Below are 24,235 nucleotides of genomic sequence, written 5' to 3'. Positions count from 1 at the left end.
CGGGCGTCTTGAATGCGCGGCATGCGCCTTGCAGGTGGTGTATCCCGGGCAGTGCCCGAACCCATTGCCCCGATGCCGATCCGCCCCCTGAGCGCCCTGACCGCGCTGTTGCACGTCTACATAGCGCTGCGCCTGTTGCCCGCGCTGGCCACGCTCACGCCTGCGTGGCCGTTGGCGCTGGTGCTGCTGGTGGTGTCGGCGCTCACGATCCCGCTGCCTTTCGCCTCGCGCCGCATGGCGTCCAATGCCTCGGTGGGCGAGGTGCTCAAGTGGGTCGGGCTGATCAGCATGGGCTGGTTCTCCTCGATGTTCGTGCTGACGCTGCTGCGCGATGCCGGCCTGCTGCTCGCCTGGTTGGCGGGCGCGCTGGGCTTTGTGCAGATGCGCTGGAATGCGCTGCTGCCGTGGAGCGCGCTGGCGGTGCTGGCGATGGCCACGGGCACGTCGCTGGTCGGCTTCCTCAACGCGCGCCGCACGGCGAGCGTGAAGCGGGTCGAGGTGCCGATCCGCGGGCTGCCGACGGCGCTCGAGGGCTTCACGATCGCGCAACTGAGCGACATCCACGTCGGGCCGACGATCAAGAGCGCGTACATCCAGCGCATCGTCGATGCGGTGAATCGGCTCGGCGCCGACGCCATCGCGATCACCGGCGATCTCGTGGACGGCACCGTGCCCGAACTGCGCGAACATATCGCGCCGCTCGCAGGGCTGCGCGCGCGCCACGGCACCTTCGTGGTCACGGGCAACCACGAGTACTACGCGGGCGCGCATGCGTGGATCGACGAGTTGCGCCGGCTCGGCCTGAAGGTGCTGCTCAACGAGCACGTGGTGCTGCAGACGCGCAATGTGCGCGGCGCGCAGACCGATGAGGAACTGTTCGAAAGCGCACTGGTGCTGGCCGGCGTGACCGACTTCACCGCCGGGCACTTCGACGCGGCGCACGCGAGCGATCCGCACCTGGCGCTGTTCGGTGCGCCGCCGCTGGTGCACACGCGCGTGCTGCTGGCGCACCAGCCGCGCAGCGCGGCGGTGGCGGCCGCGGCCGGCTACCAGCTGCAGCTGTCGGGCCACACGCATGGCGGCCAGTTCTTTCCGTGGAACCTGTTCGTGCCCATGCAGCAGCCCTTCACGGCGGGCCTGCACCGGCTGCACGACATGTGGATCTATGTGAGCCGGGGCACCGGCTACTGGGGCCCGCCGAAGCGCTTTGGCGCGCCTTCGGAAATCACGCTGCTGACCTTGGTGCCGGCTCGGCCCTGAGCCGGCCTTTTCTTTTTTTCAGGATTGCAGTTCGGCCAGTCGGCGCGCGTTGGACGTCGCTGCCGCGTGGATCGGCTTGAGGCCTTCGCGCGCGATGCGGACGGCAACACCGGAGAGCTGGCTGGCCGCGTTCGCCGTGCGGGTCGCGGTCTGCACGAAGGCATCGCTGCGCGCGGCCGCCTGCGCGGGGGTGACGCTGCCGGCCATCGAAAAGAAGGCCGTCGTGCCCTGGAGCCACTGCTGCAGCGCCTTGTTGGCCAGCGAGAAATGGCTGCTGTGCCACTGCTTGACCATCGCGATGCCCGATTCGCTCGCCGCGGCGAGCTTCTCGTGCCCCATGAGCTGGAACTCCGCGAGATCGGCCGCGCTGGGCGTGAGCCCGGCCTTGGCGATGCGCTCAGTCCGCATGCGGATCACCGAGCCGGAGGACAGCAGCATCTCGTTGGTCTTCTGGGCCAGGTCGAGCCACTGCATGAGCGGATTGGCCAGACGGGCGGTGGAACTGAGAGATGACATGTGAGGGGCCGATGCGTGGGGGAGGAGAACCCACTATAGGCCTCGACCGTTTCGATTGCTGCAGCGCAGCAATATCAATCTGCATTCTTGTTGAACAAGTCCTACCTTCGGATGTGGAAATTACGTGCCGTGTCCACGGCGGGCCTCATGGAAAGTAAATATTCAGCTTTTCTCTCACGATCCGCATCGGACGCCCACAACATGAAATCAAATCCTCGCGCTCCCCTCCGGGCCGCCGTGTTCGCAGGCCTCTTGGGCTTGCTGGGCACGGCGGCCCACGCTTTGGGAGACGACACCCGCGGCATCTACATCGACGGCGGCCACGCACGGCACGGCGAAAGGGGCGACACCAACTCGGTCACCGCCGGCCTCACGGTTCCGTGGTCGTTCAGCGAGAGGCCACAGGGAAGCCCGCTCACCTCGTACCTCGACTTCTACGTGAGCAACTGGCATGCGCGCCCCCTCGACGACGGTCCGCGCGATTTCGTCCAGATCGGCGCGATCTACACCTTGCGCTACCGCTTCGGCGAGGGTGCATCGCCCTGGTTCGCCGAAGGCGGCGTCGGCGCGACCTTGATGGACCACGTCTACCGCACGCCCGATCGCAGCTTCAGCACGGCCTTCCAGTTCACCGAGGTGCTCGGCATCGGGCGCAGCTTCGGCGACAGCGGGGCGCACGAGGTCTCGCTGAGGGTGCAGCATGTCTCGAATGGCGGCATCAAGAAGCCCAACCCGGGCGAGACCTTCATGCGCCTGCGTTACACCTACCACTTCTGAAAGCTAGGGCAGACGACGGCGGCGGCGCGCGCGCGCATCTCCATGACCAGGTAGGCGCCCAGCGCCACGGCCAGCGGCAGCAGGTAGTAAAGCCCCCGGTAAGCCAGCAGCGCCCCCAGCAGCGTGGCTTCCGGCACCTGGTACGACAGCAGCGCGACGAACACTGCCTCCAGCACGCCGAGCCCCGCCGGCACATGCGTGACAACACCGGCCACCGCCGCCACCAGCAGCACCGCAAGCACATGCGGATAGCCGACCTGGCCCTGCAGCAGCAGCCAGATCACGCCGCCCATCAGCGACCAGTTCAGGCACGACATCGCCAGCTGCAGCAGCGCCATCGCGAGCCCCGGCGTCTTGAACATGTGACCGCGCACGCGCCACACGCGCCCTGCTGAAAAAGCGCACAGCGCCAGGTAGCCCGCCGACAACGCCAGCAGCACCGCGCCCAGCACGCGCAGGCCGCCGCTGCCGATCTTCCATTCGGGCGGCAGCGTCATCGGCCAGAAACAGAAGGCCGCGCCAGCCACCACCAGGTAGCCGAGCCAGTTGGTCAGCATGCTGAAACCCAGCACGCGGGTGATGGTCGCGTTGCCGAGGCCCAGGCGCGAATAGAGCCGGTAGCGAAAGGCCACGCCGCCAACCAGCGAGCCGAAGTTCAGGTTGAAGGCGTAGCTGATGAAGGTCACGCCCATCACGGCGCCGGCGCCGAGCCTGTGCTTCGTGAGGTGCCGGCCGAGCAGGTCGTAGGTGCTGTAGAGCGCGAAGCTGCATGCGGCCAGCGCGCCGGCCGCGAGCAGCGTGGTCGCGGGCAGCGCACGGATCGCTTGGAGCACCTCGCCCCAGTCGATGGCGCGCGCCTGGTTCACCAGCAGCCAGGCGACGAGCCCGAAGAAACCCCACACGACCACCCGGCGGGCCCAGGGCCACCAGGACTGGCGAGCGAGGGCCATCGTGCTCATCGGTTCATGGGCCTCATGCCGCTTCCGTCGGCGTGGCCCCGCCGGTGTTGCTGTTGTTCTTCTGTCTTTCTGCGAGATCGGTTGCCTCGGCGGGCGTCAGGCGCGGCACGTGGCGCGGCAGGCGGTCCAGCCACGCGGGATACCAGCGCAAGAAGTGAAAGATGAAGAAGCTGCGCACCAGCCGCCATCCGCTCCATTCGCTCGCGAGGTCTGCCGTGTCGATCTGCTTGCAGCTGTGCTGCATGAGGTGTTCCATGCGCTGCCACAGCAGCTCGTTGAAGGCCTTGTCGCGCACGACCACGTTGGCTTCGAGATTGAGCGACAGGCTCAGCGGGTCGAGGTTGCTCGAGCCCACCGTGCTCCAGCGGTCGTCCATCAGCGCGACCTTGCCGTGCAGCGGCCGGTCGCAGTACTCGTAGATGCGAACGCCCGCGTGCAGCAGGTGGTGGTACAGCATGCTCGCGGCGGTCTTCACGATCGGCATGTCGGGCTCGCCCTGCAGGATGAGCCGCACATCCACGCCGCGCCGCGCCGCGCGCCGCAGTTCCTTGATGAGCCGGTAGCCCGGAAAGAAATACGCGTTGGCGATCACGATGCGCTCGCGCGCCGAGCGGATCGCGGCGCGGTAGTGGCGCTCGATGTCGTTGGTGTGGCGGCGGTTGTCGCGCGTCACGAAGATCGCGTCGGCTTCGCCGGCCGTGGTCTGGCGCACCGGCGGCGCCTGCTTGAGCCGGCGGCGGAACCACCCTGCGCCCTTGCCGCCGACGGCGATGGCGCGCAGCACGAACTGGTGGATCTCCGCCACGATCGGGCCGGCGAGTTCCACCGCGTAGTCCTGCTTGGCCTTGGGGCCGAATTCCAGCAGGTGGTCGGCCGAGTAGTTGATGCCGCCGACGAAGGCGCGCTCGCCATCGACCACCACGATCTTGCGGTGCATGCGGCGGAACACGTTCAGCCGCTGCCCCATGAAACGCTGGCCGGTGTCGAACACCCGCACCTTCACGCCGACCGAGGTCAACCCCTCGATGAACTCGCGCGAGAGATCGGGTGAGCCAAAGCCGTCGATCATCAGGTCGACCTTGGCGCCGCGTTGTGCCGCCTCGCGCAGCGCCTCGTGCAGGGCGAGTCCGACCTTGTCCTCGAACAGGATGAAGGTCTCGACGATCACTTCGCGCTGCGCCGCGCGGATCGCGTCGAACACGCGCGGAAAGAATTCCTCGCCGTTCTCGAGCAGCTCGATGCGGTTCCCGCCGACCCAATGGTTGCCGTTGCTCATGGTGCGGTCCGTTTACAGATCGATGTCCGCCACCAGCGGCGCGTGGTCCGAGAGATGCGACCACGGCTTGCGCGGCAGCACCACCGGCGCGTGCACGCCGGCGTTGCGCACGTAGATGCGGTCCAGCGGCAGCACCGGGAAGCGCGACGGAAAGGTCTTTGCGGCACGCCCGTTGGCATGCACGAACACCTCGCGCAACGAGGCGCCTTGTTCCAGCACCTCGTGCGCGCGGCCGCGCCAGTCGTTGAAGTCGCCCGCGACGATCAGCGGCGCATCGGCCGGCACTTCGTCGCGCACGATGTGGCAGAGCAGTTCGAGCTGCTGCTGCCGGTGCGCTTCGGCCAGGCCCAGGTGCGCGCAGATCACGTGCACATCGATCGTGCGGCCCGGCAGGCGCAGCACGCAGTGCAGCAGGCCGCGCTTCTCGGGGCCGCTCACCGACACGTCGTGGTTGCGGAAATGCACGATCGGAAACTTCGACAGCACCGCGTTGCCGTGGTGCCCCTTCGGGTACACGGCGTTGCGGCCGTAGGCGAACTGCGGCCACATCGTGTCGGCCAGGAATTCGTAATGCGGCGCCTCCGGCCAGTTGCTCACCTTGCGCGAATGGCGCGAATGGGTGCCCAGCACTTCCTGCAGGAACACCACGTCGGCCCCCACCGTGCGCACGGCATCGCGCAGCTCGGGAAGGATGAACTTGCGGTTGAGCGCGGTGAAGCCCTTGTGGGTGTTCACTGTCATGACCTTGAGCGAGGTCGGCGCGGGCGCGGCTTCGGGAATCGGGGAAGAAGACATCGATTCGGTTGTACGTTGCCACACCGGCCGCGCCTGTAGGAACGCGCCACCTTCTTCCGCTCCGTTCTCCGCGCCTTTCGCGCGTGGGAGGCCGGCTCCTACAGGCAGGCTTGCCGCACCCCGACACGGACTGCTTCAAGGGCCTCCTACGGTGATTTCAGGGCCGGCGACAAGGCGGCCCAAGGTTCTCCATCCATCACTCATCCGAGACAAGCAAAGGAACACACCATGAAGCAGCAAACAACCCTTTTTCGAAGTACGGTGCTCGCCGTGCTGATGGCCGCGGCCGGCGGCGCCATGGCCCAGGCCACATCCATTCCCGCGCAGCCCGACCCCTCCGTGGGCGGCGAGGCCAGCACGATGACGCCGGCCGGCGTGGCCAATCCGCCGCAGCGCCCCGACAACTCGATGCCCGCCTCCCGCGAGGCCGTGAAGGCCGAGGCACGCGCGCAGAACCGCAACAACGCCAACAGCATGGTGCCCAAGGGCGAGGCCACGACCACCATCAACCACCAGCCCAACGCCATGCCTCAGCCGACCGGGGAAATGTCGCGCGCGGAAGTCAGCCAGCAGGCACGCAAGGTGAAGCCGCGCTTCGGCGAGAAGGGCGAACGCCCGGCAGTGCCGACCAACCCGACCGAGAAGACGGGTACGCCGCAGTAACGCTCTGGTTCTGACAAGGAAAAAGCCCGCAGCGCTTCGAGCGCTGCGGGCTTTTCTGTCATGAACCGCCGTCACCGGCGGCTGGCGACTCAGCTCTTGACGGGCGCCGCGTCATGCGAGCCACCGTGGCCGCCATGACCGCGGTGGAAGCGGCCACCGGCATGCACCGTTTCAGCATCGAAGGTCTTCTGTTGCTCGGGCGTCAGCGCGGCATAGAAGGTCTTGGTGGCTTCGGCGCGCTTGGCGAACATCGCGGCGCGCTCGGCCTGGCGGGCCTGCATGCGTTCCAGGCGCTCGGGCGTGGTCAGCTTGGCGAACTCGGCGCGGTCCATGCGCTGCGGACGGGCACCGGCCGGCGGCTGGTTGGCCGTGGTGTAGGTGGTCCACGCGCCTTCCTGCGCGGAGGTCAGCTTGAGCTTGTCCTTCAGCGCGGCCAGGCGCTTGGCACGGTGCTCCTTCATGCGCTCCATGCGCTGGGCCGGGTCCATGCGCTTGTGCTGCGCCTTGGGCGCGGCGGTGGTGTCGGCCTGGGCCACGGCAGCAGCGGGTGCCGGCGTGGTGGTTGCGGCCGGCGCTTGAGCGAAGGCACCCGAAGAGGCGAGGGCGGCCGAGCCCAGGAGGCTGGCCCAGACGATGCGTTGGCGAAGAGAAATCATGAGAAGTGCTTCCTTTCGAAGAAGCCCGCCACCGATGGGCAGCAGGTGAAGCGAAGTGTGGAAGACCTCTGTATCGCCTCCGTTAGCCTGAAGTGAGCTTGCGTAAAGAATGGTGAATCGCGCCCCCGCGTACAACGCATCCGCGTGATTATTTACTTGGGCCGGGGATGCTTCAGGCCGCGGTCAGGTGACTGCAGCTTGCCGGCGCGCAACTCGCCCACGGCGATGCCGACTTCCGGTAGGCGTCCGACTACAGCTCAGCCGAGCTGCCCGTTCTGGAAGTCGTGCACGGCCTGCTTCACTTCTTCCTGCGTGTTCATCACGAAGGGGCCGTACTGCGCGATGGGTTCGTGCAGCGGCCGGCCCGCGATCAGCAGCGCGCGCGCCGGGCTGTGGTTGGTGGCACCGGCACGCAGCACCACGCCGTCGCTGTTGGCGTCGTTGGCGAGGATGGCCATGCGGCGCGTCGGCACTTCGCTTCCCGCGATCCAGAGCGATTCGCGGAACACGTAGACCAGCACGTTGTGGTCCGCTGGCAGCGGCTGCGCGAACTCGGCGCCGGGTGGCAGCGTGATGTCCAGGTAGAGCGGCTCGGTGTGCTCGCGCAGCACCGCGCCGTCGATGCCGTGGCTGGTGCCGGCGATCACGCGCACATGCACGCCTTCGGCGGTGGTGTATTCGGGAATCTCCTCGCTCTGGATGTCGCGGTACCAAGGCTCGCGCATCTTGTCCTTGGCGGGCAGGTTGAGCCAGAGCTGAAAGCCTTCCATCAGGCCCTCTTCCTGCTCGGGCAGTTCGCTGTGCACGAGGCCGCGGCCGGCGGTCATCCACTGCACGCCGCCGTTCTCCAGCAGCCCTTCGTGGCCGGCGCTGTCTCGGTGGCGCATGCGGCCCGCGATCATGTAGGTGACGGTTTCGAAGCCCCGGTGCGGATGGTTCGGAAAGCCGCCGATGTAGTCGCCCGGGTTGTCGCTGCCGAAGGCGTCGAGCATCAGGTACGGGTCGAGCCGTTTCTGCAGCGGCTGCTGCAGCACGCGGGTGAGTTTGACGCCGTCGCCGTCGCTGGTGGAGACACCGGCCACGATGTGGTCGAGGCCGCGCGGCGCGGCAACGGGTTCGGTGGGGTGGTTGGCGTTCTTCTTCATGCGGCCCATGGTGTCACCATCCCCCCGACCGCGCCACCGGTGGGGATGAGCACATCCTTGTCAGCCGGCAGCCTGAAATTTCGCCCGCATGTGTTCCGGATACCACTTCGTGAAGCGGATCGCGCCGACGATGGCCGCGACCGTCACCGCAATGCCTACCCACAGGGGCAGCGCGGGCATGTAGATCATGGCCACGTCCGCCAGCACCATGAGCGCGAAGGCGACGGCCCAGGCGGCGGTGATGACGTTGTTGACCAGCCTGAAGCCCGGCCGCGTCCACACCTCGGGCGGTGTCTGCTCCTTGGCGTACTGCAGCGTGAAGGGCTGGCCGATGAGCATCGAGGCCAGCACCACGATCAGGAGGCCGGCGTCGACGCGCAGGCGCACGCCCAGCAGCGACCACTCGGTGTGCGCCACCAGGGCGTAGACCGCGAGCCCGCCGAACAGCAGCACGGTGCCGATCTCCAGCACCTTGACCGTGCGCCCGGGCGTGAGCCAGTCGCGCACCAGGAAAACCGCCGACAGCGCCGCCGCCGCGCACAACGCGGGCACGACACCCAGGACGCGGTCGAACACCGCGAAGACGATGAACGGCAGGAAGGCCAGCAGCATGCTCATGAGCGTTCTCCGAACCAGTTGCCGTGAAAGCCGACCGGCACGCGGTGCGGCAGCGACGCCGTGCAGACCGGGCCCTTGGCGAGCGCGCGGGCATCGAAGATCACGAGGTCGCTGGTGTTGGTCGCGCTGCGCCACACGGTCGCGAGCAGCCAGCCGTCGCCTTCTTCCGCATCGGGCGAACGGGCAACGAAGACGCCTTCCGACACCACATCGGGCGCGGGGAACATGTACATGTCGCGCTCGGCCTTCTGTTCGGCCTGGGCGTGGTCGATGTGGACCAGGCCCGCGTAGAGGCGCGGCGGCGCGCCGGGCACCGCTTCCGCGTGGCACGCATACCAGCCGTGGCGGTAGGGCAGGCCGGCGAAGCGTTCGTCCATGCGCGGGAATTCGCCCGGGATCTGCGCGAGCCGCGTCTGCGTGAATTCGCGCGACGGGTTCGACAGGTCGAACTGCCAGCGCACCAGCCAGCTCGGCGGCGGCGTCTCGCTGGCGGGCGAGCCGTCGGGCTTCGGAAAGAGGGGCGGCGTGTCGAACTGGAACACGTCGGCGAACAGGCTGCCGTCGGCCTCCCAGGCGTTCATGACGTGGAACATGTAGCAGCTCGGGCCGCGCCACCAGACGATGTCGGCCGTGCTGCCGTCGCGCGGCATCAGGCCGACGCGGGTGCCGTATTCGGGCTCCCAGGCATAGGGCGGGCGGCCGCTCTGGGCGCGCTCCATGCTGGCGGTGAGCGGCATGACGGGGAACATCACGTAGCGGTCGGTCGCCATGAAGTCGTGGACCATGCTGGCGTAGGGCGCCTCGAAATGCTCGAAGCGCGTCACGCGGCCCTCGGGCGAGATCACGCCGTAGCTCATGCCGTTGGACAGCTTCGCTGGCGTGCCGTAGCCGAAGAACAGCAGCTCGCCGGTGCGCGGATCGGTCTTCGGGTGGGCGGTGAAACTGCCGCTCAGGGCGCCGTCGAAATCGGTGGCGCCCAGGGTGGCGAGCGTGGGCAGCTCGAAGCCGATCGGCAGGTGCGCCTCCTCGAGCGCGAGCAGCTGGCCCGCATGGGCGATCACGTTGGTGTTACCCGTGCCGTCGTGCTTGGGCGGAGGTCCTTCGCTGACCGTCGCCTTCTGGAAGCTGCTGGTCAGGTCCCGCCCTTCGGTGGCGGCGCGCCAGAGATCGGTGCGCAGCCAGCGGTTGCGGTAGTGCACCTGGCCGTCGGCCAGGGTGAACGAATGCAGCATGCCGTCGCCCGCGAACCAGTGCGCCTTGGGATCGGGCACCACCGGGTTCGGGCCGTTGCGCACCAGCGTGCCGCAGAGGCCTTCGGGCAGGGCGCCTTGCAGGGGCAGCGGGCCGAGCGCCGTCTCGAAGTCGATCGGTGCCATGTTGGGCGGCGGGGCGTTGCGAGGGAGGGTGATGTCGTTCATCGGGGCTCCTGGGGTTCGATGGAGGAAGATTGTTTGGATATCTTTCCAGTGGAAATATCAACGAGCCCGCGCGCAAAGTCAAGGAATTTTTCCAGTGGTAAGATTTTTGGCCTCTTCGCTGCCGCCGTCGCTTTTCTCACTTTTCAATGACCACCGAAACCCCGTCCAAGCGCTACCACCACGGCTCGCTGCCCGAGGCGCTGCTGGCCGCGGCCGAGGCGGTGCTGCTGCGCGACGGCATTCCCGGCCTGGGCCTGCGGGCCATCGCGCGGGAGGCGGGGGTGTCGCACACGGCGCCCAAGCACCACTTCGGCGACATGACAGGATTGGTGAGCGAGCTGGCTGCCGTCGGTTTCCGGCACCTGACCGAGGCCATGCGCACCGCCGCGCCCGAGATCGTGGACACGCACGAGCGCCGCAACGCCATCGCGCGCGCCTATGTGCATTTCGCCAACGACAACGCAGCGATGTTCGGGCTGATGTTTCGCAACGACATGATCGACATGCGCCGCCCCGCGCTGCACACGGCGGCCCGCGAGGCGATGCGCGTGATGGCCGCGATCATCGGCGGGAGGCCGGAAACCCAGGGGGAAGCGTCGGGGTCCCTGGGCAAGGCAGAGGCCATGCAGATCACTGCCGCCTGGGGCTATGTGCACGGCCTGGCGATCCTGCTGATCGACCAGCGCCTGGGCGGCGTCCTGCAGGCCGCACCAGGTTTCGAGAGCCCGATCGACCTGGTCGACGCCACGCTGCGGGATGCGCGCTTCGGTTTCGAAGCCGGCAAGCCCTCGGAAAAGAAAGCCTGAGGGTTTCTTCGAGAAACACCGAGGAACCGGCTTTGCCGGGCCTCAGGTGTTGCCCCCGGTAGGGGGTTGGCGAAGCGACACGAAGTGCGCGAAGCCTGGGGGCGAGCCTTTTACCTAGGCCACTGCTGGCGCTGCCAGTAGCGGTACTGCCAGTGCGTTTGAAAGCCGGCGCGCCGATAGAGCGACAACGCCGGATGGTTCTGCGCATCCACCTGCAGGAACACGCGCTCGAAACCCTTCGTCAACGCCGCTTGGGCGAGCCCCGCCAACACGCGCCCCGCCAGGCCCCGGCCCCGGTGCGCCTTGTCGGTCCGCATGCCGTGCACGCTGGCCCAGCCGTGGCCGAAGGCCATCGCGCCTGCGGCCACCGTGCGCCCGTTTTCGCGCACGCTGGCATAGAGCGAGCCCTTGGCGCGGGCCAGTGCGCGCACGCGATGGGCGCCGTCCACCGGATCGAAACCCTCGCCGAGAAACAGCGCCGCCCAGGCGTCGTCGGGTGCGCGGTCGACATCGGCCAATGCGCTGGCACCCGCACCAGTTCCCGCGGCCGCGACCTGCCGCATCTGCCGCGCCGTTCCGATCTGCACGCAGGTAGGGTTGTCGCCCATGTAGTGGCGCCGTTCCAGCTCGGCGCGCAGGCTTTCGAAGCAGTCGGCATCGGCCAGCCGCAGCGCGGGCGCGACCTGGCGGCTGTCGTAGCGGTCTTCGATGCGGTCGAGCGTGCCAGAGTCCACCGCACTGCGGTGCAGCGGAACCGCCGATTTCGCACGCTTGACGGTGCCACCGTCGAAGGGCAGCAGCCAGCCGTCCAGTTCTTCGGACGCCTCGGGCGACACCGCCGCAATGGTGGCCCGCTCGATGGCTTCGATGTCGGCAATGCTCGGCGCTGTGGTCAAAGGAATACCTCCGTGCTTCGCACTGCGGTGCGAGCTTGCTTGGGGCGGCCCGGCGCTGCGCTCATGGCGTGTTGGCCTCCGGTGGGATGTACTTGGCCGCTGCCACGCTCTTGAGCAGCGCCTCTCGCTGGTTGCGGTTGATGCCGCGCACGCTCTCGGCCACCCACTTGGTGCGGTCCGAGTCGATGTGTCCGTCGCGCCGCCATTGCTCGAGAACGGCCTGCGGCTTGTGCAGCATCGCGGCGAGCCACACGGCCTGTGCGGGCTCCAGCGTGCGTGCGCTGCGCTTGAAGTAGCGCCGCGCCGCCGCCTCGGCGCCGCAGATGTTGCCGCCCCAGGGCGCATTGTCGAGGTAGAGCTGCAGGATGCGGGCCTTGCCCAGCGTCTGCTCCATCTCGACCGCATAGAGCATTTCGCGCAGCTTGCGCTCGGCCGTGCGGTCGCTGCCGGTCACCAGCAGCTTGGCGAGCTGCTGCGTGAGCGTGCTGCCGCCGCGCTTGGTCTGGCCTTCCTTCTGGTTGTTGTCGATCGACGCGAGGATCTCGGTGATGTCGTAGCCCGCGTGCGTGAAGAAGCGCTGGTCCTCGGCCGCGATCACGGCACGCGCGAGCCAGCTGTCGTTGGCCAGCTTGGCGGACGGGCCGCAGCTGGTGCGCGCCCCGAGCATCGCCTCGGTGCCGAGCCCCTCGACGGTGAACTGGCTGATGACGGGCTGCACCGCGAACGTGGCCTCGGGCAGCACCATCTGCGCGCTCAATGCGAGCGTGCCGCCAATGCGCGCGCGCTGCAGCTCGGGCAGCGTGGGCACCAGCACCGCGTACCAGCGCGCGATGGGCGCATCCTGGACCTTGGCGCCGAGATGCAGGTTCTTCGGCGCGAGGCGGCCTTCCCATGTGCCCTGGAGCATGTCCGTCTCGGTGGTCCTGGGCGTGGCTTCGAAAGTGCCGGTCAGCGTGTTGCCGTCGCGCCGCACAGTGGCGACCAGACGCTCGATCTTGATCGGCTGCGTGCCGAGCGCCGGCACCTCGACGCTACAGGGTTCGCAGCGTAGCTCCTGCAGGCCGGCCGCCTCTTTCCAGCTGAAGCGCACGGTGCCGAAACGGGTGTCGAGCGAATGGCCGTCCAGCCGCGGCGCGAACCAGGACGACGTGGCCAGCCGCACCGCTGTCGGCACGCCGATCTCGAAATTCAGCGGGCCGGCCTTCACCGACGTGCTCCATTCGCCCGCCGCCGGTGCCAGCGCGAATTTGACTATCAAAAAGATAGCTACAAGCGCTGTCAACACAAGGGCCAGCAGCCCGAAAAGCACAAATCGCAGGGTCTTCTTCACAAACACGTTCTCACATCGGTCTCGCCACCGTGACGGCTTGCCACGGACCGGTCGACTGTCCACTGGCCGCCGACCAATACCAGGCTGAAGTGTCGGTGAAAGCCGTGCCTTGGGCATCGACGATGCGCTCGCAAACGCGGATCTTTTGCGCGCCGTGCCGTTGCGCAACAAAACAGCGCCACAAACGCGCCTCTGCATCGCGTTCCAGCCGCGCCTGTTCGATGCGGTAGCCGAGCGCGCGGTAGCAGTCCGCGGCCGGATGAAGCATGCGGGTGGGCTGTTTCACCTCGCGCATCACGAGGGTCCGGGTGCCGTCGGTCATGCGGCCGATGGCGCCGGGGAAGCGGTCGGCGAAGCGCTGCTCGACCTCGCTCAATGCGAGCGGGCGCAACGGAACGCCGTCCCACTGGCTCGGCCACTCGTGCGAGGCGGCCATCGCTTCAGGGGCAGCCGGTGCCCGCAGCGCCGCAGCAGTCGACCACAACATGCACAGCAGCATCGCCAGTGCGAAGGCGGTCTTGTGGCCGATGCGGTTGATGAAATGGTTGGCGAACCAGCGCTCAAAGAACGGTGTCGACATGGCGGCCTCCCTGCGTGGTGATCAGTCCCGGAACGGGGTGGTCAACGGGTTCCGGCACGGCGCGCGCAGGCACCATCAGGCGGGCGATGCAGCCGCACACGGCCGCCAACACGACCAGGCCCAGCGCGTTGTGCGCCCACGGCGCCAACGCATGACCCGCGCCTTCGAAGGCAATCAGCACGCTGTTGCGCACGATGTTGCCGGCCAGCACCAGCACGCCGACCGCTGGCAAGCGCCGCAGGAACGCCTTGTCGCTGCGGCGCGCCCACAGCGCGACGGCACAGGCGGTGAAGTAGCCCAGCCACACCATCTGCACGCCGGAGCAGGGCGCATCGACGATCACCAGACGGCCGTCCACCATCAGGCTCGTGCCTTCGCGCGCCACCTCGAAGCCCGGCGCGAGCAGCCAGCGGCTGGCCTCGGCCGTCACCACGCGCAGCGGATAGCCGGCGTAGAACTGCAGCGACGACAACAGCGGCAGCGCGAGCACCGCGAGGCCTGCGACCGGCAATGCAGCCACGCGTCTCGGCAGAAAAGCCAGCAGGCCGCAGGCCAGCGCCAGCACCGCCACCAATCCCGCCGCCAACGGCGGCAGCGCCGGAACGACACCGAGCCCCGAGCGCAACACCGTGGCGAGCACGGTGCCCATGCCCGCGAGCGCGAGCCAGCCCAATCGCGGCGAGGCGCGCAACTCACGTCGGCATTGCCAAGCCAATGCAGCCAGTGCGACCAATGCCACGAGACCCAGCGGATCGTCGGAGCCGTCGCGCATGCGCTGGACCATCCATGCCCAGGTCGGCGTCAGCGCGGCGAACTGCAGCGCGAGCCAACCGGCGGCCGGTGTGCGGTCGATATGAATGCCCCAGTCCACGATGCGCGGATGACGGTGGGCGAGCGTTGCCAGAGACATGTTTTTCTTTCCGCTCGTTCAGGAGGTGAATCGGCGCGCATCGTTGCGGCGCGCGCGGCGGCGCAGCATGGCGAGCATCGACAGCACGACGGCGAGGGCGCCGAGCGTTTCGGGTTCGGGCGTACTCGGCACCTCGGCACCCAGCGCCAGGTCGCTCACGCCTTGCGGCATCGGCAGCGGCTGGTTCACGTCCACGCCGTTCTGCGGCGCCAGGTTGCGCACCACCTTGTCGACCGCGATGAAGCTCGTGTACTGCGTGAGCAGGCTGTACTTCAGGCCCAGCTCGGTGATGCGTTCCTTGAAGGCCGCGCTGCCTTCGAGCGATTCCTGGTCGCTCAGGCTCTGGATGCGATGGCGTGCCCACAGCGTGCGCAGCGCGGCGGTGTCCAGGCGGGTGCGGTCGTCGATGCGCACTTCCTGGCGGTACGGGCCGCTGGCGCTCTGGCCTTCGATGATCACGCGGCCCTTGGACTCGCCGCGCCACTTGCCGAACACGATGACCGGGCGTTCGCCCAGCACGTCGGGCAGGGCCTGCGGTTCCACGTCGTACACATCCAGGCCGCCGAAGGTGGCCTTCACGCTGGTGAGCACCGGTGACTCCACCATGCGACGAAAGCGCGCGGCCTGCTCGGGCGCCTGTACCGGGTCGGTGATGATGAACGGCTCGCCCATGCCGGCGCGCGCAATGCCTTCCATCAGGCTGCGGTTCACCGAAGAGCCGATGCCGAAGGCGAACACATTGGCTTTCGAGAGGTTGCTGCGCACCAGGTCGAAGGCTTCGCGCTCGACCGTCACGTAGCCATCGGTCACCACCACCACGGTGCGCGACACGTTCTCTTCCTTCGGCTCGGCGTAGACGCGCTTGAGCGCGGGAATCAGCTCGGTGCTGCCACGGCCGTCGTAGCTCTTGATCGTCGCAAGCGCCTGTTCGATGTTGGCGCGCGTGGCCGGCACCGACTTCGGCGAGAGCATCTTGTTGCTGCCCGAAAACAGCAGCACGTTGAAGGTGTCGCTCGGGCGCAGGCCGCCGATCAGGCGTTCGAGCACGGTCTTGGCGGTGTCCAGCGGAAAGCCGTGCATCGAACCCGAGATGTCGACCACGAAGATGTAGTCGCGCGGAGAGATCGCGCTGGCAGCCACGGCCTTGGGCGGCTCGATCATCGCGAGGAAGAAGTTCTCGGCGTTCTCGCCTTGGCCCTTGTAGAGCATCAAGCCCGATTCGATCTTTTCGCCCGCGAGGCGGTAGTCGAGCACGAAGTCGCGGTTGTCGGCAGGGCGGCCATCGGCGGTGAGCGTGATGTCGGCATGCTGGTCTTCGTCGCTCTTCTTCACATCGATGGCGTGGGTGGTCGAGCGCACTTCCTTCAGGCCCATCGGCGTGTCGATCGTGGCCTTGAGCTTGAAGCTGGTGCTCGGTGCCACGCCTGCGTGCAGCGTGGGTTGTGCGACCCACTTGGCTTGCGCGTTCTCCGATTGCGGGCTGTTGTAGCGCGGGCCGACCACGGTCGGGAACACGAACTCGTAGTTGCCCGATTGCGGCACCAAGAGCTCGGTGTATCGCAGCTCCACCTTCACATCGTCGCCGGGCAGGATGTTGGCGACGTTCATCTGGAACACGTTGGGCAAATGCTGCTCGAGCAGCGCGGCGGTCTTGCCTTCTTTCTTCGCGGTGTCGTATTCGATCTGCGCCTGCTGCTTCTCGCGGATCTGCGCGGTGATCAGGCGATCGGCCAGTCGAATGTTGAGACCGCTCACGGCGGCCTTGGTCGAACCGGGGAATACGTATTTGGCTTCGATGGCGCGCTGGCCTTCATTGCGATAGGTCTGCGTGACCGTGACATCGGCGATCACGCCCGAAATCTTCACGGCGACTTCCGTGCCCTTGAGTGGCAGGCGATCGACCGAAGGGTCGTCGCTCTTGACGAAGAAGTAGGGGCTCTCGGTTTTCAGGCGCGGGCCGGCGGGCACTTGCTGCGCCTCCTGCGCATGCACCGGGCGCACGCCCATGGCGATGAAGCCCGCGGTCGCCAGGCTCACGGTGGCGAGCCAGAGCCAGCGGCCGGGACGTGGGGTGGTGGTGGCATCCATGGCGGGGGTCCTTGTCCGTGCGAACTTGCACAGCCGCAACTTTCGGCGGCGCGCAAGAAGGCAGTTGGAAGGCTCCTTGAAGTCGCCGGCCGCGGATTCCACGCTGTGTGAAGCCTGTGTGAAGTGACACCGCCCGGGCCCTTCACACAAGCTTCGGATCGCGCAGGGAGCATCGCCGCTTCGCTACAGACGAGGAGAAAAACCATGCTTCAGTTGTTGAAGGCGCTTCAGACTTCCGTGCTGGCCAAGGTGGCCGGCCTGTTCTTCCTGATGCTGCTGCTTTGCATTCCGCTGGCAGAGATCGATTCGATCAATCGCGCACGCGGCGACAGCCAGCAAGAGGCGGCACAGGAGCTCGCCAACACCTATGCAGGCCCGCAGACCATGGTCGGCCCGCTGCTGCTGGTGCCGTACGTCGAACGCTGGATGGAGCCGCTGCGCGACGCGCAGGGAAAGATGATCGGCCAGGAGGCGCGCAGCAAGGAGATGACCCATGTCGTGTTCTCCGACCAGCTGCACATCGCAGGCTCGATGACGCCGCAGGAGCGCTACCGCGGCATCTTCAAGATCCCGTTCTACACGCTCAATGCCACGCTCACCGGTGGCTTCGCGGCATTCAATCCGAATGCCGTGGCGCACAGCGAAACCGATTCGAAGATCGAACTCAAGGCCCCGTTCATCGCCTTCAACGTGAGCGACCTGCGCGGCCTCGACGGCTCACCGGCGCTGGCTGTGAATGGCGAAGCATTGCGCTTCAAGCAGCGCGTGCCGGGCATTGCCGACGACTCCTGGTTTGCCGACGGTATCCATGCACCGGTCACCGGCGCCGCGCTCGCAGCATGGGAGGCCAATGCGCCTGTGTCTTTCGAGATGAAGCTCGGCTTGGTCGGGCAGGACACGCTGGCGATCGCGCCCATTGCCGAGGAGACCACGGCGCGCCTCACTTCGCCCTGGGCACATCCGAGCTTCGGCGGCCGCTTTCTCGCGGCACAGCGCAGCGTGACGCCGCAGGGCTTCGATGCGCAATGGCGCATCTCGTCGCTCGTGACTTCTGCGCGCGAGCAGGTGCGCACAAGCCTTTCCAAGCGCAACAACGCCGGCGACGCCGCCGCCGCGGCGGCAAGCAGTTCCGCGCGTCACAGCCTGGCCGGACTGCAGACCTTCGACGTGTCGCTCGCGCAGCCGATCAACGTCTATTCGATGAGCACGCGCGCCGGCAAGTACGGCATGCTCTTCATCGGCCTCGTGCTGATGGCGGCCTTCATGTTCGAGCTCTTTCGCAAGCTGCGCCTGCACCCGATCCAGTACGGCCTGGTCGGCCTTTCGATCGCGCTGTTCTTCCTGTTGCTGCTCGCGCTGTCGGAGAAGTTCGCGTTCTGGATTGCCTATGCGAGCGCGGCCGGCGCAAGCGTTGCACTGCTCGCCGTGTACTTCAGCGCGGTGCTCGGCGGCTGGCGGCGCGGCCTGTCGTTCGGTGCCTTCATCGCACTGTTGTATGGCGCGCTCTATGGGCTGCTCGCCTCCGAAAGCAATGCGCTGCTGCTTGGCGCGCTGCTGATCTTCGGCATGCTGGCCACGCTGATGCTCGTGACGCGCAAGGTCGACTGGTACGCACTGTCGCGGCGCGCCGAGCCCGCTGTGCCCGCTGCACAGGGCGCATGAAACTCCTGCGATTCGCGCTCGGCGCCCTGGGCTGGCTGGTCCTGGCCGCGCTGTGGTTCTGGGCCTGGCACCTGAAGGACCCGCATCTGCGCTTCATGCGTGCATGGGAGTTGCCGATGTTGCTGGGTGCGCTGGGCGTGGGCGCGGTGATCGCATGGCGTTTCGGGCGTCGCGCGCTGCGCCCGGTGTCGTTGGGCCTGGTGTTCGCGGCGCTGCTCACGGCCCTCGGCAACGAAGCGGCGAGCCTGCATCACCGTGCCGCAGTGCCCGCCTCATCCGGCCCCGTGGCGCAGATGCTCGGCGCGCACTTCGTGGTCGGCTACGACGATGCGAAGGACCTGCACGAACTCGCACGCAAGGGCTTGATCGGCGGCGTATTCATCACCGGCCGCAACGTGAAAGGACGCACGGCCATCGAACTGCGCAAGGAGATCGATGAACTGCAGGCCCTGCGCCGCGAAGCCGGCTTGCCTCTGCTGATCGTCGCGACGGATCAGGAGGGCGGTGCCGTGTCCCGCCTCTCGCCCCTGATCGAACGCCAGCCCAGCCTTGCCACGCTCGTCGATGCCGACGTGCCCGAAGCCGAGCTTGCACAACGCGCCCGCGCCTACGGCGCGCAACAAGGCCGCTCGCTCGCCGCACTCGGCATCACGCTCAACTTCAGCCCCGTGGTCGACCTGCGCACCGGTCGCGCGCCCGGCCGATGGGACCTTCACACCCGCATCGACGAACGCGCCATCTCGGCCGACCCCGCGCTCACCGCGCAGGTGGCGCTCGCTTACGAACAAGGCCTCGAATCGGCTGGCGTGCGCGGCACGCTCAAGCACTTTCCCGGACTCGGTGGCGTGACCGAGGACACGCACCATTTCGCCGCGACGCTGCGCACGCCCGTCGCCCGACTTGCAACACAGGACTGGAAGCCGTTTCAAGACGTGTCGAGAAACTCGAACGCCGCGATCATGCTCGGCCATGTGGTCGTTCCGGAACTCGACGCCGTCTATCCGGTCTCTTTCTCGCGCAAAATCGTGCAGCAGCTGATTCGCGGCGAGTGGGGCTTTCAGGGCCTGCTCGTCACCGACGATCTGACGATGGGCGCGGCCTACAACCGCGGACTGTGCGAGGCCACGGTCCGCGCCCTCGATGCCGGTGTGGACCTGGTGTTGATCGCCTTCGACCACGACAAGTATTTCGACGCCATGCATTGCGCGCAGCAGGCCGCGCAGCGCGGCGCACTCGACCTGCCGATGCTGGAACGCAGCGGCGCCCGCCGGCTCCAACCCCTTCGCTAGCCACTTTCTCTATGTTCAAACGTTCAAGCCCCTCCCGACCCGAAGACGGCGCCACGCCGGAAGAACGCGACGCCCGCTGGAAGCTCATCGGCAAATGGAGTGCCATCGTGGTGGGCTCCGGCGCACTGGTGGTGCTGGTCGCGTCCATCGTCGCGGTGGTCGCCATCTATCCGAAGCTGCCCGACATTTCCGAGCTCGCCGACTACCGGCCCAAGTTGCCGCTGCGCGTGTACTCGACCGAGGGCACGCTGATCGGCGAGTTCGGCGAAGAGCGCCGCAACCTCACGCCCTTCGCGAGCATTCCCAAGATCATGAAAGACGCCGTGCTGGCCGTGGAAGACGCGCGCTTCTACGACCATGGCGGCGTCGACTACAAGGGCTTCATGCGCGCCGCGGTGGCCAGCCTGAAGGGCGGCAGGAAGCAGGGCGCCTCGACAATCACGATGCAGGTGGCGCGCAATGTCTACCTGAGCTCGGAGCGCACGCTCAGCCGCAAGACCTACGAAATCATGCTGGCCTTCCGGCTCGAGCAGCAGCTCACGAAGGACCAGATCCTCGAGATCTACCTGAACCAGATCTACCTGGGCAACCGTGCCTACGGTTTCGCCGCTGCATCCGAAGCGTATTTCGGCAAGCCCCTGCAGAACGTGACCATCGCCGAAGCCGCGATGCTCGCCGGTCTGCCGAAGGCCCCGGGTGCGAACAACCCGGTGGCCAACCCGCGCCGCGCGCGTGCACGCCAGCTCTACGTGATCGACCGCATGCAGGAGACCGGCTTCATCACCGCCGAGCAGGCGGCCGAAGCGAAGAAGGAAGAACTGCACTTGCGCGACGCGGCCGACCCGAACCGCCTGCACGCCGAGTACGTCGCCGAAACCGTGCGCCAGATGATGTACGCGCAGTACGGCGACAGCATCTACACCAGCGGTATGAAGGTCTACACCTCGCTGGTCGCGGCCGACCAGGCGGCGGCCTACAAGTCGCTGCGCAAGGGCATCATGGATTACGAGCGGCGTCAGGTCTATCGCGGGCCAGAGAAGTTCGTCGACCTGCCGACCGAGCAGAAGGAAGTCGATGAGGCCGTGGACGACGCGCTCGCCGAACATCCGGACAACGGCGACGTGATTGCCGCCGTCGTGCTCGATGCCAACGCGAAGGAAATCAGCGCCGTGCGCGCCAATGGCGAAGCGATCCAGATCACCGGCGAAGGCTTGAAGCCCGCGCAGTCGGGCCTCGCGGCCAAGGCACCGCCCAACATCAAGATCCGCCGCGGCGCGGTGATCCGCGTGGCGAAGACGCCGAAGGGCACGTGGGAGATCACGCAGCTTCCCGAAGTCGAAGGCGCCTTCATCGCCATGGATCCGCGCAGCGGCGCCATCAAGGCACTGGTCGGCGGGTTCGATTTCGGCAAGAACAAGTTCAACCACGTCACGCAGGCCTGGCGCCAGCCGGGTTCGAGCTTCAAGCCCTTCATCTATTCGGCCGCGCTCGAAAAGGGCTTCACCCCCGCCACCGTGGTGAACGATGCGCCGCTGTATTTCGACGCCAGCACCAACGGCGGCCAGCCGTGGGAGCCGAAGAATTTCGAAGGCACCTACGAAGGTCCGATGCCGCTGCGTACGGCATTGATGAAGTCCAAGAACCTGGTGACGCTGCGTGTGCTGCAGTCGATCGGCGCCCCGTATGCGCAAGACTGGGTCACCAAGTTCGGCTTCGACAAGGACAAGCAACCCGCCAACCTGCCGATGGGCCTGGGCGCCGGTTCGGTCACGCCGATGCAGATGGCCGTGGGCTACTCGGTGTTCGCCAACGGTGGCTACCGCGTCAATCCGTACCTCGTCACCCGCGTCACCGACATGAAGGACAAGGTCATCATGGAGACCGAGCCGCCGGTGCTCGACGAAGCGCGGCGCGCTATTCCCCAGCGCAACGCCTTCATCATGGATTCGCTGCTGCAAAGCGTGGTGAAGGGCGGCACCGCGTTCAAGGCGCACCAGGCCCTGAAGCGCGACGATCTCTACGGCAAGACCGGCACCACCAACGACTCCTTCGACACCTGGTTCGCGGGCTTCCAGCCCACGCGCGTGGGCATCGCCTGGATCGGCTACGACACGCCGCGCCAGCTCGGCGTGCGCGGCGAAACCGGCGGCAGCCTGAGCCTGCCGATCTGGATCGGCTACATGCAGTCTGCGCTGCAGGGCGTGCCAGTCACGCAGCCAACCGAACCGCCGGGCGTGGTGAACATCGACGGCGAGTGGTACTTCGACGACTTCACGCCGGGGCACAACGTGGCGAGCCTGGGCCTGGAGAATGCCGAGCAGGCGCCGCCGCCGGTGGAAGAGCTCAACGGCGCACCGATCGGTGCACCGCCGCCGCCTGAAGAGCGCAACCGCATCCTCGATTTCTTCAGGTAGCGGGCGGCAAAAAAAGGGGGCGCCGGGTCTCTACACTCGGTGCCGTCCCCCTTCTTTTCTTTGGCCGAACGCATTCATGGAAATCCTTACGCTGGTGGCGCTGCTTCTTGTCGGCGCCTACATCCTCAAGTCCAGAGACCAGCGCCAGCGCATCGCGCTGCTGGGAAGCCATCTCGGCCAGTACCAGATCGAGAAGCTCATGGAGAGCCTGACCCAGGGCTACCTGCGTTGCCTCGGCGAAGACGATCCCGAGCGCCGCCAGCAGATCTGGAGCCTGCTCGACACCACCGAGGAAAAGCTCTCGGCGCAGTTCGACAGCTTCGCCGCCGGGTTCGCGCGCCTTCCCGAAGCGGACACACGCGTGAGCAAGCTGCCCATCGCCATTCCGTATGCGCACAAGCTCTTTCCGTCCACGACCTTCGACCTGCGCGAGGCGCTGAACATCCACGCACGCGGCATCGCCGGCGTGATGAAGAACGCATCGAACCGTCCGGCCAAATCCAAGGCCTTCACCATGTCGGCCGAGCTGTTCCTGATGCAGCACACCTGCCATTGGTTCTGCAAATCGAAGACGGTGGCGTCGGCGCGCATGCTGGCGCGGCACCAGACTTCGTACGAACAACTGCTCGATGCGGTGAGCCCCGAGACACGCCGCGCCTACGGCACCCTGACAGGTCAGTGATGTGACGCCAGCGGCAGCGTGAGCGTCGCCACTGCGCCGCCGCGCGTCGCATTGCCGAGCTCGATGCGCCCACGGTGCAGCGCGGCGATTTCCTTGACGAACGCCAGCCCCAGTCCCGTGCTCTTTTTCTGGTTGTGCGGCCGCGCGAGCGAATAGAACTTCTGGAAAACCTTTTCCTGCGCGTAGTCCGGAATGCCGGGGCCGTGATCGCGCACGCTCACGCGCGCGAGCTTTGCGGTGGTCTCCAGCGTCAGCAGCACTTCGCTGTCGGGCGGTGAAAAATCGATCGCGTTGTCCAGCAGGTTGCTGATCGCGCGGCGCAGCAGGAACGGGTCGCCCTCGGTGCTGGCTTCGGTGCGGATGTTCACCAGCAGGCGGATGTTCCGCTTGGCCGCCGCGGGCTGCGCGCTGATGGCGATGTCGTCGATCAGCGAAGCCAGCGGCACGGGCTCGGTCCGCTCCAATGCACGCCGCGTTTCGAGCGCAGTGAGCTCCATCATGCGGTCGACGATTTCCTGGATGCGCTGTGTTTCGCGCTCGATGTTCTTCAGGAACCGCTCGCGCTCCGCATGCGGCATCGACGGCTCCTGCAGCAGCTCGGCCGCGCCGCGAATCGCCGAGAGCGGGCTCTTCACTTCATGCGTGAAGGTCTGCACGTAGTCCGCGACGTAGTTGCGGCCCGTCAGTGCATCGCGCATTTCGCTGAAGCCGGTGCGCACCGCATCGACCGCGCGCCGCGCCATGCGCGAAAAGCTCAAGGTGCGCTGCGCGCGCACCCAGGTCCAGTAGTCCGAGATCAGCCCGAAGGGCCGCACCAGCCAGATCGAGACGATCACGGCCAGCAGCAACAGCGCCAGGCCCGAACCCACGCCGACCCACAGCGTGCGGGCGCGCGCGTCCTCCACGAACTGGCCAAAGCTCTGCACCGGTTTGCCGACGCTGACCATGCCGACGATCTCGTTGTTCCAGCGAATGGGCGCGCCCACGTACATCACCGAAGTGCGCGGATCGCCATCGACGTCGCGCGAGGTGCGCGCGCCATAGAGGCCCGCGAGCGTGCGGCTCACGTCGCTCCACTGCGAGTAGTCGGCGCCCAGGTGCCTGCCGAGCGAATCGAACATCACGCGGCCGCCGCGGTCGGTTACGTAGACGCGCAGTTCCACCTGGCTCTTGTGCAGGTTGTAGATCTGCGCGGAGAACTCGCGCGCGTAGACCGTGCGGAACAGCGGCTCCAGCCGCGCGGTGTTGATGGCGCCGGCGATCACGTCCTGCTCGACCAGGCTGGCCATGAGCTGCGAGGTCTCGACCAGCGACTCCTCGGCCGATTCGCGGTAGCGCGGATCGATGTCCGACACCACGCGGTAGAGCAGGAAGGCGATGCCCGCCGTGTAGATCAGCAGGATGCCGATGAAGATCCGCGTGCGCCGGGTCAAAGCCTGGTTCTCCCCCAGGCTTGCCCACTCCGTGTGGCCTCCAACCCCCTCGCCGGGGGCAA

At 67.2% G+C, this 24,235-nt stretch carries 22 protein-coding genes; 8 read left to right on the top strand and 14 right to left on the bottom strand.

Translation table 11 applies throughout. From position 1 onward, the window contains the following. Positions 1 to 12: 12 nt before the first annotated feature. Positions 13 to 1,260, top strand: coding sequence for a metallophosphoesterase (locus NU688_RS22450; RefSeq protein ID WP_257863013.1), 1,248 nt, complete (start codon positions 13 to 15; stop codon positions 1,258 to 1,260). An 18-nt stretch (positions 1,261 to 1,278) separates the two neighbouring features. Here the strand turns inward: NU688_RS22450 and NU688_RS22445 are convergent, their stop codons facing one another. Then, a complete protein-coding gene (locus NU688_RS22445; protein ID WP_257863012.1) occupies positions 1,279 to 1,776 on the bottom strand; it encodes a polyhydroxyalkanoate granule-associated phasin in 498 nt (165 codons plus the stop codon). A gap of 201 nt (positions 1,777 to 1,977) precedes the next feature. Here NU688_RS22445 and NU688_RS22440 point away from each other — a divergent pair, with 201 nt between their 5' ends. After that, the gene (locus NU688_RS22440; RefSeq protein ID WP_257863011.1) at positions 1,978 to 2,553 is read left to right on the top strand and encodes an acyloxyacyl hydrolase; all 576 of its coding nucleotides are present in this window, start codon (positions 1,978 to 1,980) and stop codon (positions 2,551 to 2,553) included. Here the strand turns inward: NU688_RS22440 and NU688_RS22435 are convergent. The 3 genes from NU688_RS22435 to NU688_RS22425 are packed head-to-tail and all read right to left on the bottom strand — an operon-like array spanning position 2,541 to position 5,583. Continuing rightward, on the bottom strand, positions 2,541 to 3,512 hold the full coding sequence (locus tag NU688_RS22435) for a lysylphosphatidylglycerol synthase domain-containing protein (protein WP_257863010.1): 972 nt from the start codon (positions 3,510 to 3,512) through the stop codon (positions 2,541 to 2,543). The genes NU688_RS22440 and NU688_RS22435 overlap by 13 nt on opposite strands. Before the next feature lie 13 nt (positions 3,513 to 3,525). Continuing rightward, positions 3,526 to 4,788, bottom strand: a complete 1,263-nt coding sequence (clsB, locus tag NU688_RS22430; protein WP_257863009.1) for a cardiolipin synthase ClsB — start codon at positions 4,786 to 4,788, stop codon at positions 3,526 to 3,528. A gap of 12 nt (positions 4,789 to 4,800) precedes the next feature. Continuing rightward, a complete protein-coding gene (locus tag NU688_RS22425) occupies positions 4,801 to 5,583 on the bottom strand; it encodes an endonuclease/exonuclease/phosphatase family protein (protein ID WP_257863008.1) in 783 nt (260 codons plus the stop codon). A gap of 228 nt (positions 5,584 to 5,811) precedes the next feature. On the opposite strand from NU688_RS22425, the gene NU688_RS22420 reads away from it, so the two are divergent. After that, the gene (locus NU688_RS22420) at positions 5,812 to 6,246 is read left to right on the top strand and encodes a serine/threonine protein kinase (RefSeq protein ID WP_257863007.1); all 435 of its coding nucleotides are present in this window, start codon (positions 5,812 to 5,814) and stop codon (positions 6,244 to 6,246) included. Between the two features lie 89 nt (positions 6,247 to 6,335). Here the strand turns inward: NU688_RS22420 and NU688_RS22415 are convergent, their stop codons facing one another. The 4 genes from NU688_RS22415 to NU688_RS22400 form a co-directional block, all read right to left on the bottom strand. Beyond that, positions 6,336 to 6,902 (bottom strand): Spy/CpxP family protein refolding chaperone, encoded by a 567-nt coding sequence (locus NU688_RS22415; RefSeq protein ID WP_257863006.1) that lies wholly within the window; start codon positions 6,900 to 6,902, stop codon positions 6,336 to 6,338. Positions 6,903 to 7,159: 257 nt separating this feature from the next. Beyond that, positions 7,160 to 8,056 (bottom strand): pirin family protein, encoded by an 897-nt coding sequence (locus NU688_RS22410; protein WP_257863005.1) that lies wholly within the window; start codon positions 8,054 to 8,056, stop codon positions 7,160 to 7,162. Between the two features lie 51 nt (positions 8,057 to 8,107). After that, entirely contained in the window at positions 8,108 to 8,665 is a 558-nt protein-coding gene (locus tag NU688_RS22405) for a hypothetical protein (RefSeq protein ID WP_257863004.1), read from the bottom strand. Beyond that, complete coding sequence (locus tag NU688_RS22400) at positions 8,662 to 10,083, bottom strand: carotenoid oxygenase family protein (RefSeq protein WP_257863003.1); 1,422 nt, start codon at positions 10,081 to 10,083, stop codon at positions 8,662 to 8,664. Before NU688_RS22400 ends, NU688_RS22405 begins: the two co-directional genes overlap by 4 nt. A 146-nt stretch (positions 10,084 to 10,229) precedes the next feature. Here NU688_RS22400 and NU688_RS22395 point away from each other — a divergent pair, with 146 nt between their 5' ends. Beyond that, on the top strand, positions 10,230 to 10,889 hold the full coding sequence (locus NU688_RS22395; protein ID WP_257863002.1) for a TetR/AcrR family transcriptional regulator: 660 nt from the start codon (positions 10,230 to 10,232) through the stop codon (positions 10,887 to 10,889). A 110-nt stretch (positions 10,890 to 10,999) separates the two neighbouring features. Here the strand turns inward: NU688_RS22395 and NU688_RS22390 are convergent, their stop codons facing one another. The 5 genes from NU688_RS22390 to NU688_RS22370 form a co-directional block, all read right to left on the bottom strand. Further along, positions 11,000 to 11,767 carry a GNAT family N-acetyltransferase gene (locus tag NU688_RS22390; RefSeq protein WP_374684681.1) on the bottom strand — a complete coding sequence of 256 codons (768 nt, stop codon included), beginning with the start codon at positions 11,765 to 11,767 and terminating at the stop codon, positions 11,000 to 11,002. A 79-nt stretch (positions 11,768 to 11,846) separates the two neighbouring features. Continuing rightward, positions 11,847 to 13,043: a biosynthetic peptidoglycan transglycosylase gene (locus NU688_RS22385; protein ID WP_257863000.1), complete on the bottom strand. Its 1,197-nt coding sequence runs from the start codon at positions 13,041 to 13,043 to the stop codon at positions 11,847 to 11,849. A gap of 82 nt (positions 13,044 to 13,125) precedes the next feature. Next, entirely contained in the window at positions 13,126 to 13,695 is a 570-nt protein-coding gene (locus tag NU688_RS22380; protein ID WP_257862999.1) for a hypothetical protein, read from the bottom strand. Next, positions 13,676 to 14,605 (bottom strand): exosortase Q, encoded by a 930-nt coding sequence (xrtQ, locus tag NU688_RS22375; RefSeq protein ID WP_257862998.1) that lies wholly within the window; start codon positions 14,603 to 14,605, stop codon positions 13,676 to 13,678. The genes NU688_RS22380 and xrtQ overlap by 20 nt, the downstream gene beginning before the upstream one ends. Before the next feature lie 18 nt (positions 14,606 to 14,623). After that, positions 14,624 to 16,693 (bottom strand): VIT and VWA domain-containing protein, encoded by a 2,070-nt coding sequence (locus NU688_RS22370; RefSeq protein WP_257862997.1) that lies wholly within the window; start codon positions 16,691 to 16,693, stop codon positions 14,624 to 14,626. A gap of 204 nt (positions 16,694 to 16,897) precedes the next feature. On the opposite strand from NU688_RS22370, the gene creD reads away from it, so the two are divergent. The 4 genes from creD (at position 16,898) to NU688_RS22350 (ending at position 22,740) form a co-directional block, all read left to right on the top strand. Then, on the top strand, positions 16,898 to 18,355 hold the full coding sequence (gene creD / locus NU688_RS22365) for a cell envelope integrity protein CreD (RefSeq protein ID WP_257862996.1): 1,458 nt from the start codon (positions 16,898 to 16,900) through the stop codon (positions 18,353 to 18,355). After that, positions 18,352 to 19,644, top strand: coding sequence for a glycoside hydrolase family 3 N-terminal domain-containing protein (locus NU688_RS22360; RefSeq protein WP_257862995.1), 1,293 nt, complete (start codon positions 18,352 to 18,354; stop codon positions 19,642 to 19,644). The genes creD and NU688_RS22360 overlap by 4 nt, the downstream gene beginning before the upstream one ends. A gap of 11 nt (positions 19,645 to 19,655) precedes the next feature. After that, positions 19,656 to 22,058 (top strand): penicillin-binding protein 1A, encoded by a 2,403-nt coding sequence (locus NU688_RS22355; protein WP_257862994.1) that lies wholly within the window; start codon positions 19,656 to 19,658, stop codon positions 22,056 to 22,058. A 76-nt stretch (positions 22,059 to 22,134) separates the two neighbouring features. Continuing rightward, positions 22,135 to 22,740: a hypothetical protein gene (locus NU688_RS22350; protein WP_257862993.1), complete on the top strand. Its 606-nt coding sequence runs from the start codon at positions 22,135 to 22,137 to the stop codon at positions 22,738 to 22,740. On the opposite strand, the gene creC is transcribed toward NU688_RS22350, so the two are convergent. Further along, the gene (creC, locus tag NU688_RS22345) at positions 22,734 to 24,173 is read right to left on the bottom strand and encodes a two-component system sensor histidine kinase CreC (RefSeq protein WP_257862992.1); all 1,440 of its coding nucleotides are present in this window, start codon (positions 24,171 to 24,173) and stop codon (positions 22,734 to 22,736) included. The genes NU688_RS22350 and creC overlap by 7 nt on opposite strands. Between the last annotated feature and the right edge of the window lie 62 nt (positions 24,174 to 24,235).

Origin of the sequence: Variovorax sp. ZS18.2.2 (assembly GCF_024701975.1) — a bacterium.
Taxonomy (GTDB): domain Bacteria; phylum Pseudomonadota; class Gammaproteobacteria; order Burkholderiales; family Burkholderiaceae_C; genus Variovorax.
This window is presented reverse-complemented; position numbering and strand designations above follow the sequence as displayed.

Coding starts and splice junctions, on each gene's coding strand:
- NU688_RS22350 (WP_257862993.1), top strand. CDS start 22,135: ATGGAAATCCTTACGCTGGTGGCGCTGCTTCTTGTCGGCGCCTACATC.
- NU688_RS22440 (WP_257863011.1), top strand. CDS start 1,978: ATGAAATCAAATCCTCGCGCTCCCCTCCGGGCCGCCGTGTTCGCAGGC.
- clsB (WP_257863009.1), bottom strand. CDS start 4,788: ATGAGCAACGGCAACCATTGGGTCGGCGGGAACCGCATCGAGCTGCTC.
- NU688_RS22420 (WP_257863007.1), top strand. CDS start 5,812: ATGAAGCAGCAAACAACCCTTTTTCGAAGTACGGTGCTCGCCGTGCTG.
- NU688_RS22445 (WP_257863012.1), bottom strand. CDS start 1,776: ATGTCATCTCTCAGTTCCACCGCCCGTCTGGCCAATCCGCTCATGCAG.
- NU688_RS22360 (WP_257862995.1), top strand. CDS start 18,352: ATGAAACTCCTGCGATTCGCGCTCGGCGCCCTGGGCTGGCTGGTCCTG.
- NU688_RS22410 (WP_257863005.1), bottom strand. CDS start 8,056: ATGGGCCGCATGAAGAAGAACGCCAACCACCCCACCGAACCCGTTGCC.
- NU688_RS22425 (WP_257863008.1), bottom strand. CDS start 5,583: ATGTCTTCTTCCCCGATTCCCGAAGCCGCGCCCGCGCCGACCTCGCTC.
- NU688_RS22405 (WP_257863004.1), bottom strand. CDS start 8,665: ATGAGCATGCTGCTGGCCTTCCTGCCGTTCATCGTCTTCGCGGTGTTC.
- xrtQ (WP_257862998.1), bottom strand. CDS start 14,605: ATGTCTCTGGCAACGCTCGCCCACCGTCATCCGCGCATCGTGGACTGG.
- NU688_RS22415 (WP_257863006.1), bottom strand. CDS start 6,902: ATGATTTCTCTTCGCCAACGCATCGTCTGGGCCAGCCTCCTGGGCTCG.
- NU688_RS22380 (WP_257862999.1), bottom strand. CDS start 13,695: ATGTCGACACCGTTCTTTGAGCGCTGGTTCGCCAACCATTTCATCAAC.
- creD (WP_257862996.1), top strand. CDS start 16,898: ATGCTTCAGTTGTTGAAGGCGCTTCAGACTTCCGTGCTGGCCAAGGTG.
- NU688_RS22370 (WP_257862997.1), bottom strand. CDS start 16,693: ATGGATGCCACCACCACCCCACGTCCCGGCCGCTGGCTCTGGCTCGCC.
- NU688_RS22435 (WP_257863010.1), bottom strand. CDS start 3,512: ATGAGCACGATGGCCCTCGCTCGCCAGTCCTGGTGGCCCTGGGCCCGC.
- NU688_RS22400 (WP_257863003.1), bottom strand. CDS start 10,083: ATGAACGACATCACCCTCCCTCGCAACGCCCCGCCGCCCAACATGGCA.
- NU688_RS22355 (WP_257862994.1), top strand. CDS start 19,656: ATGTTCAAACGTTCAAGCCCCTCCCGACCCGAAGACGGCGCCACGCCG.
- NU688_RS22395 (WP_257863002.1), top strand. CDS start 10,230: ATGACCACCGAAACCCCGTCCAAGCGCTACCACCACGGCTCGCTGCCC.
- NU688_RS22450 (WP_257863013.1), top strand. CDS start 13: ATGCGCGGCATGCGCCTTGCAGGTGGTGTATCCCGGGCAGTGCCCGAA.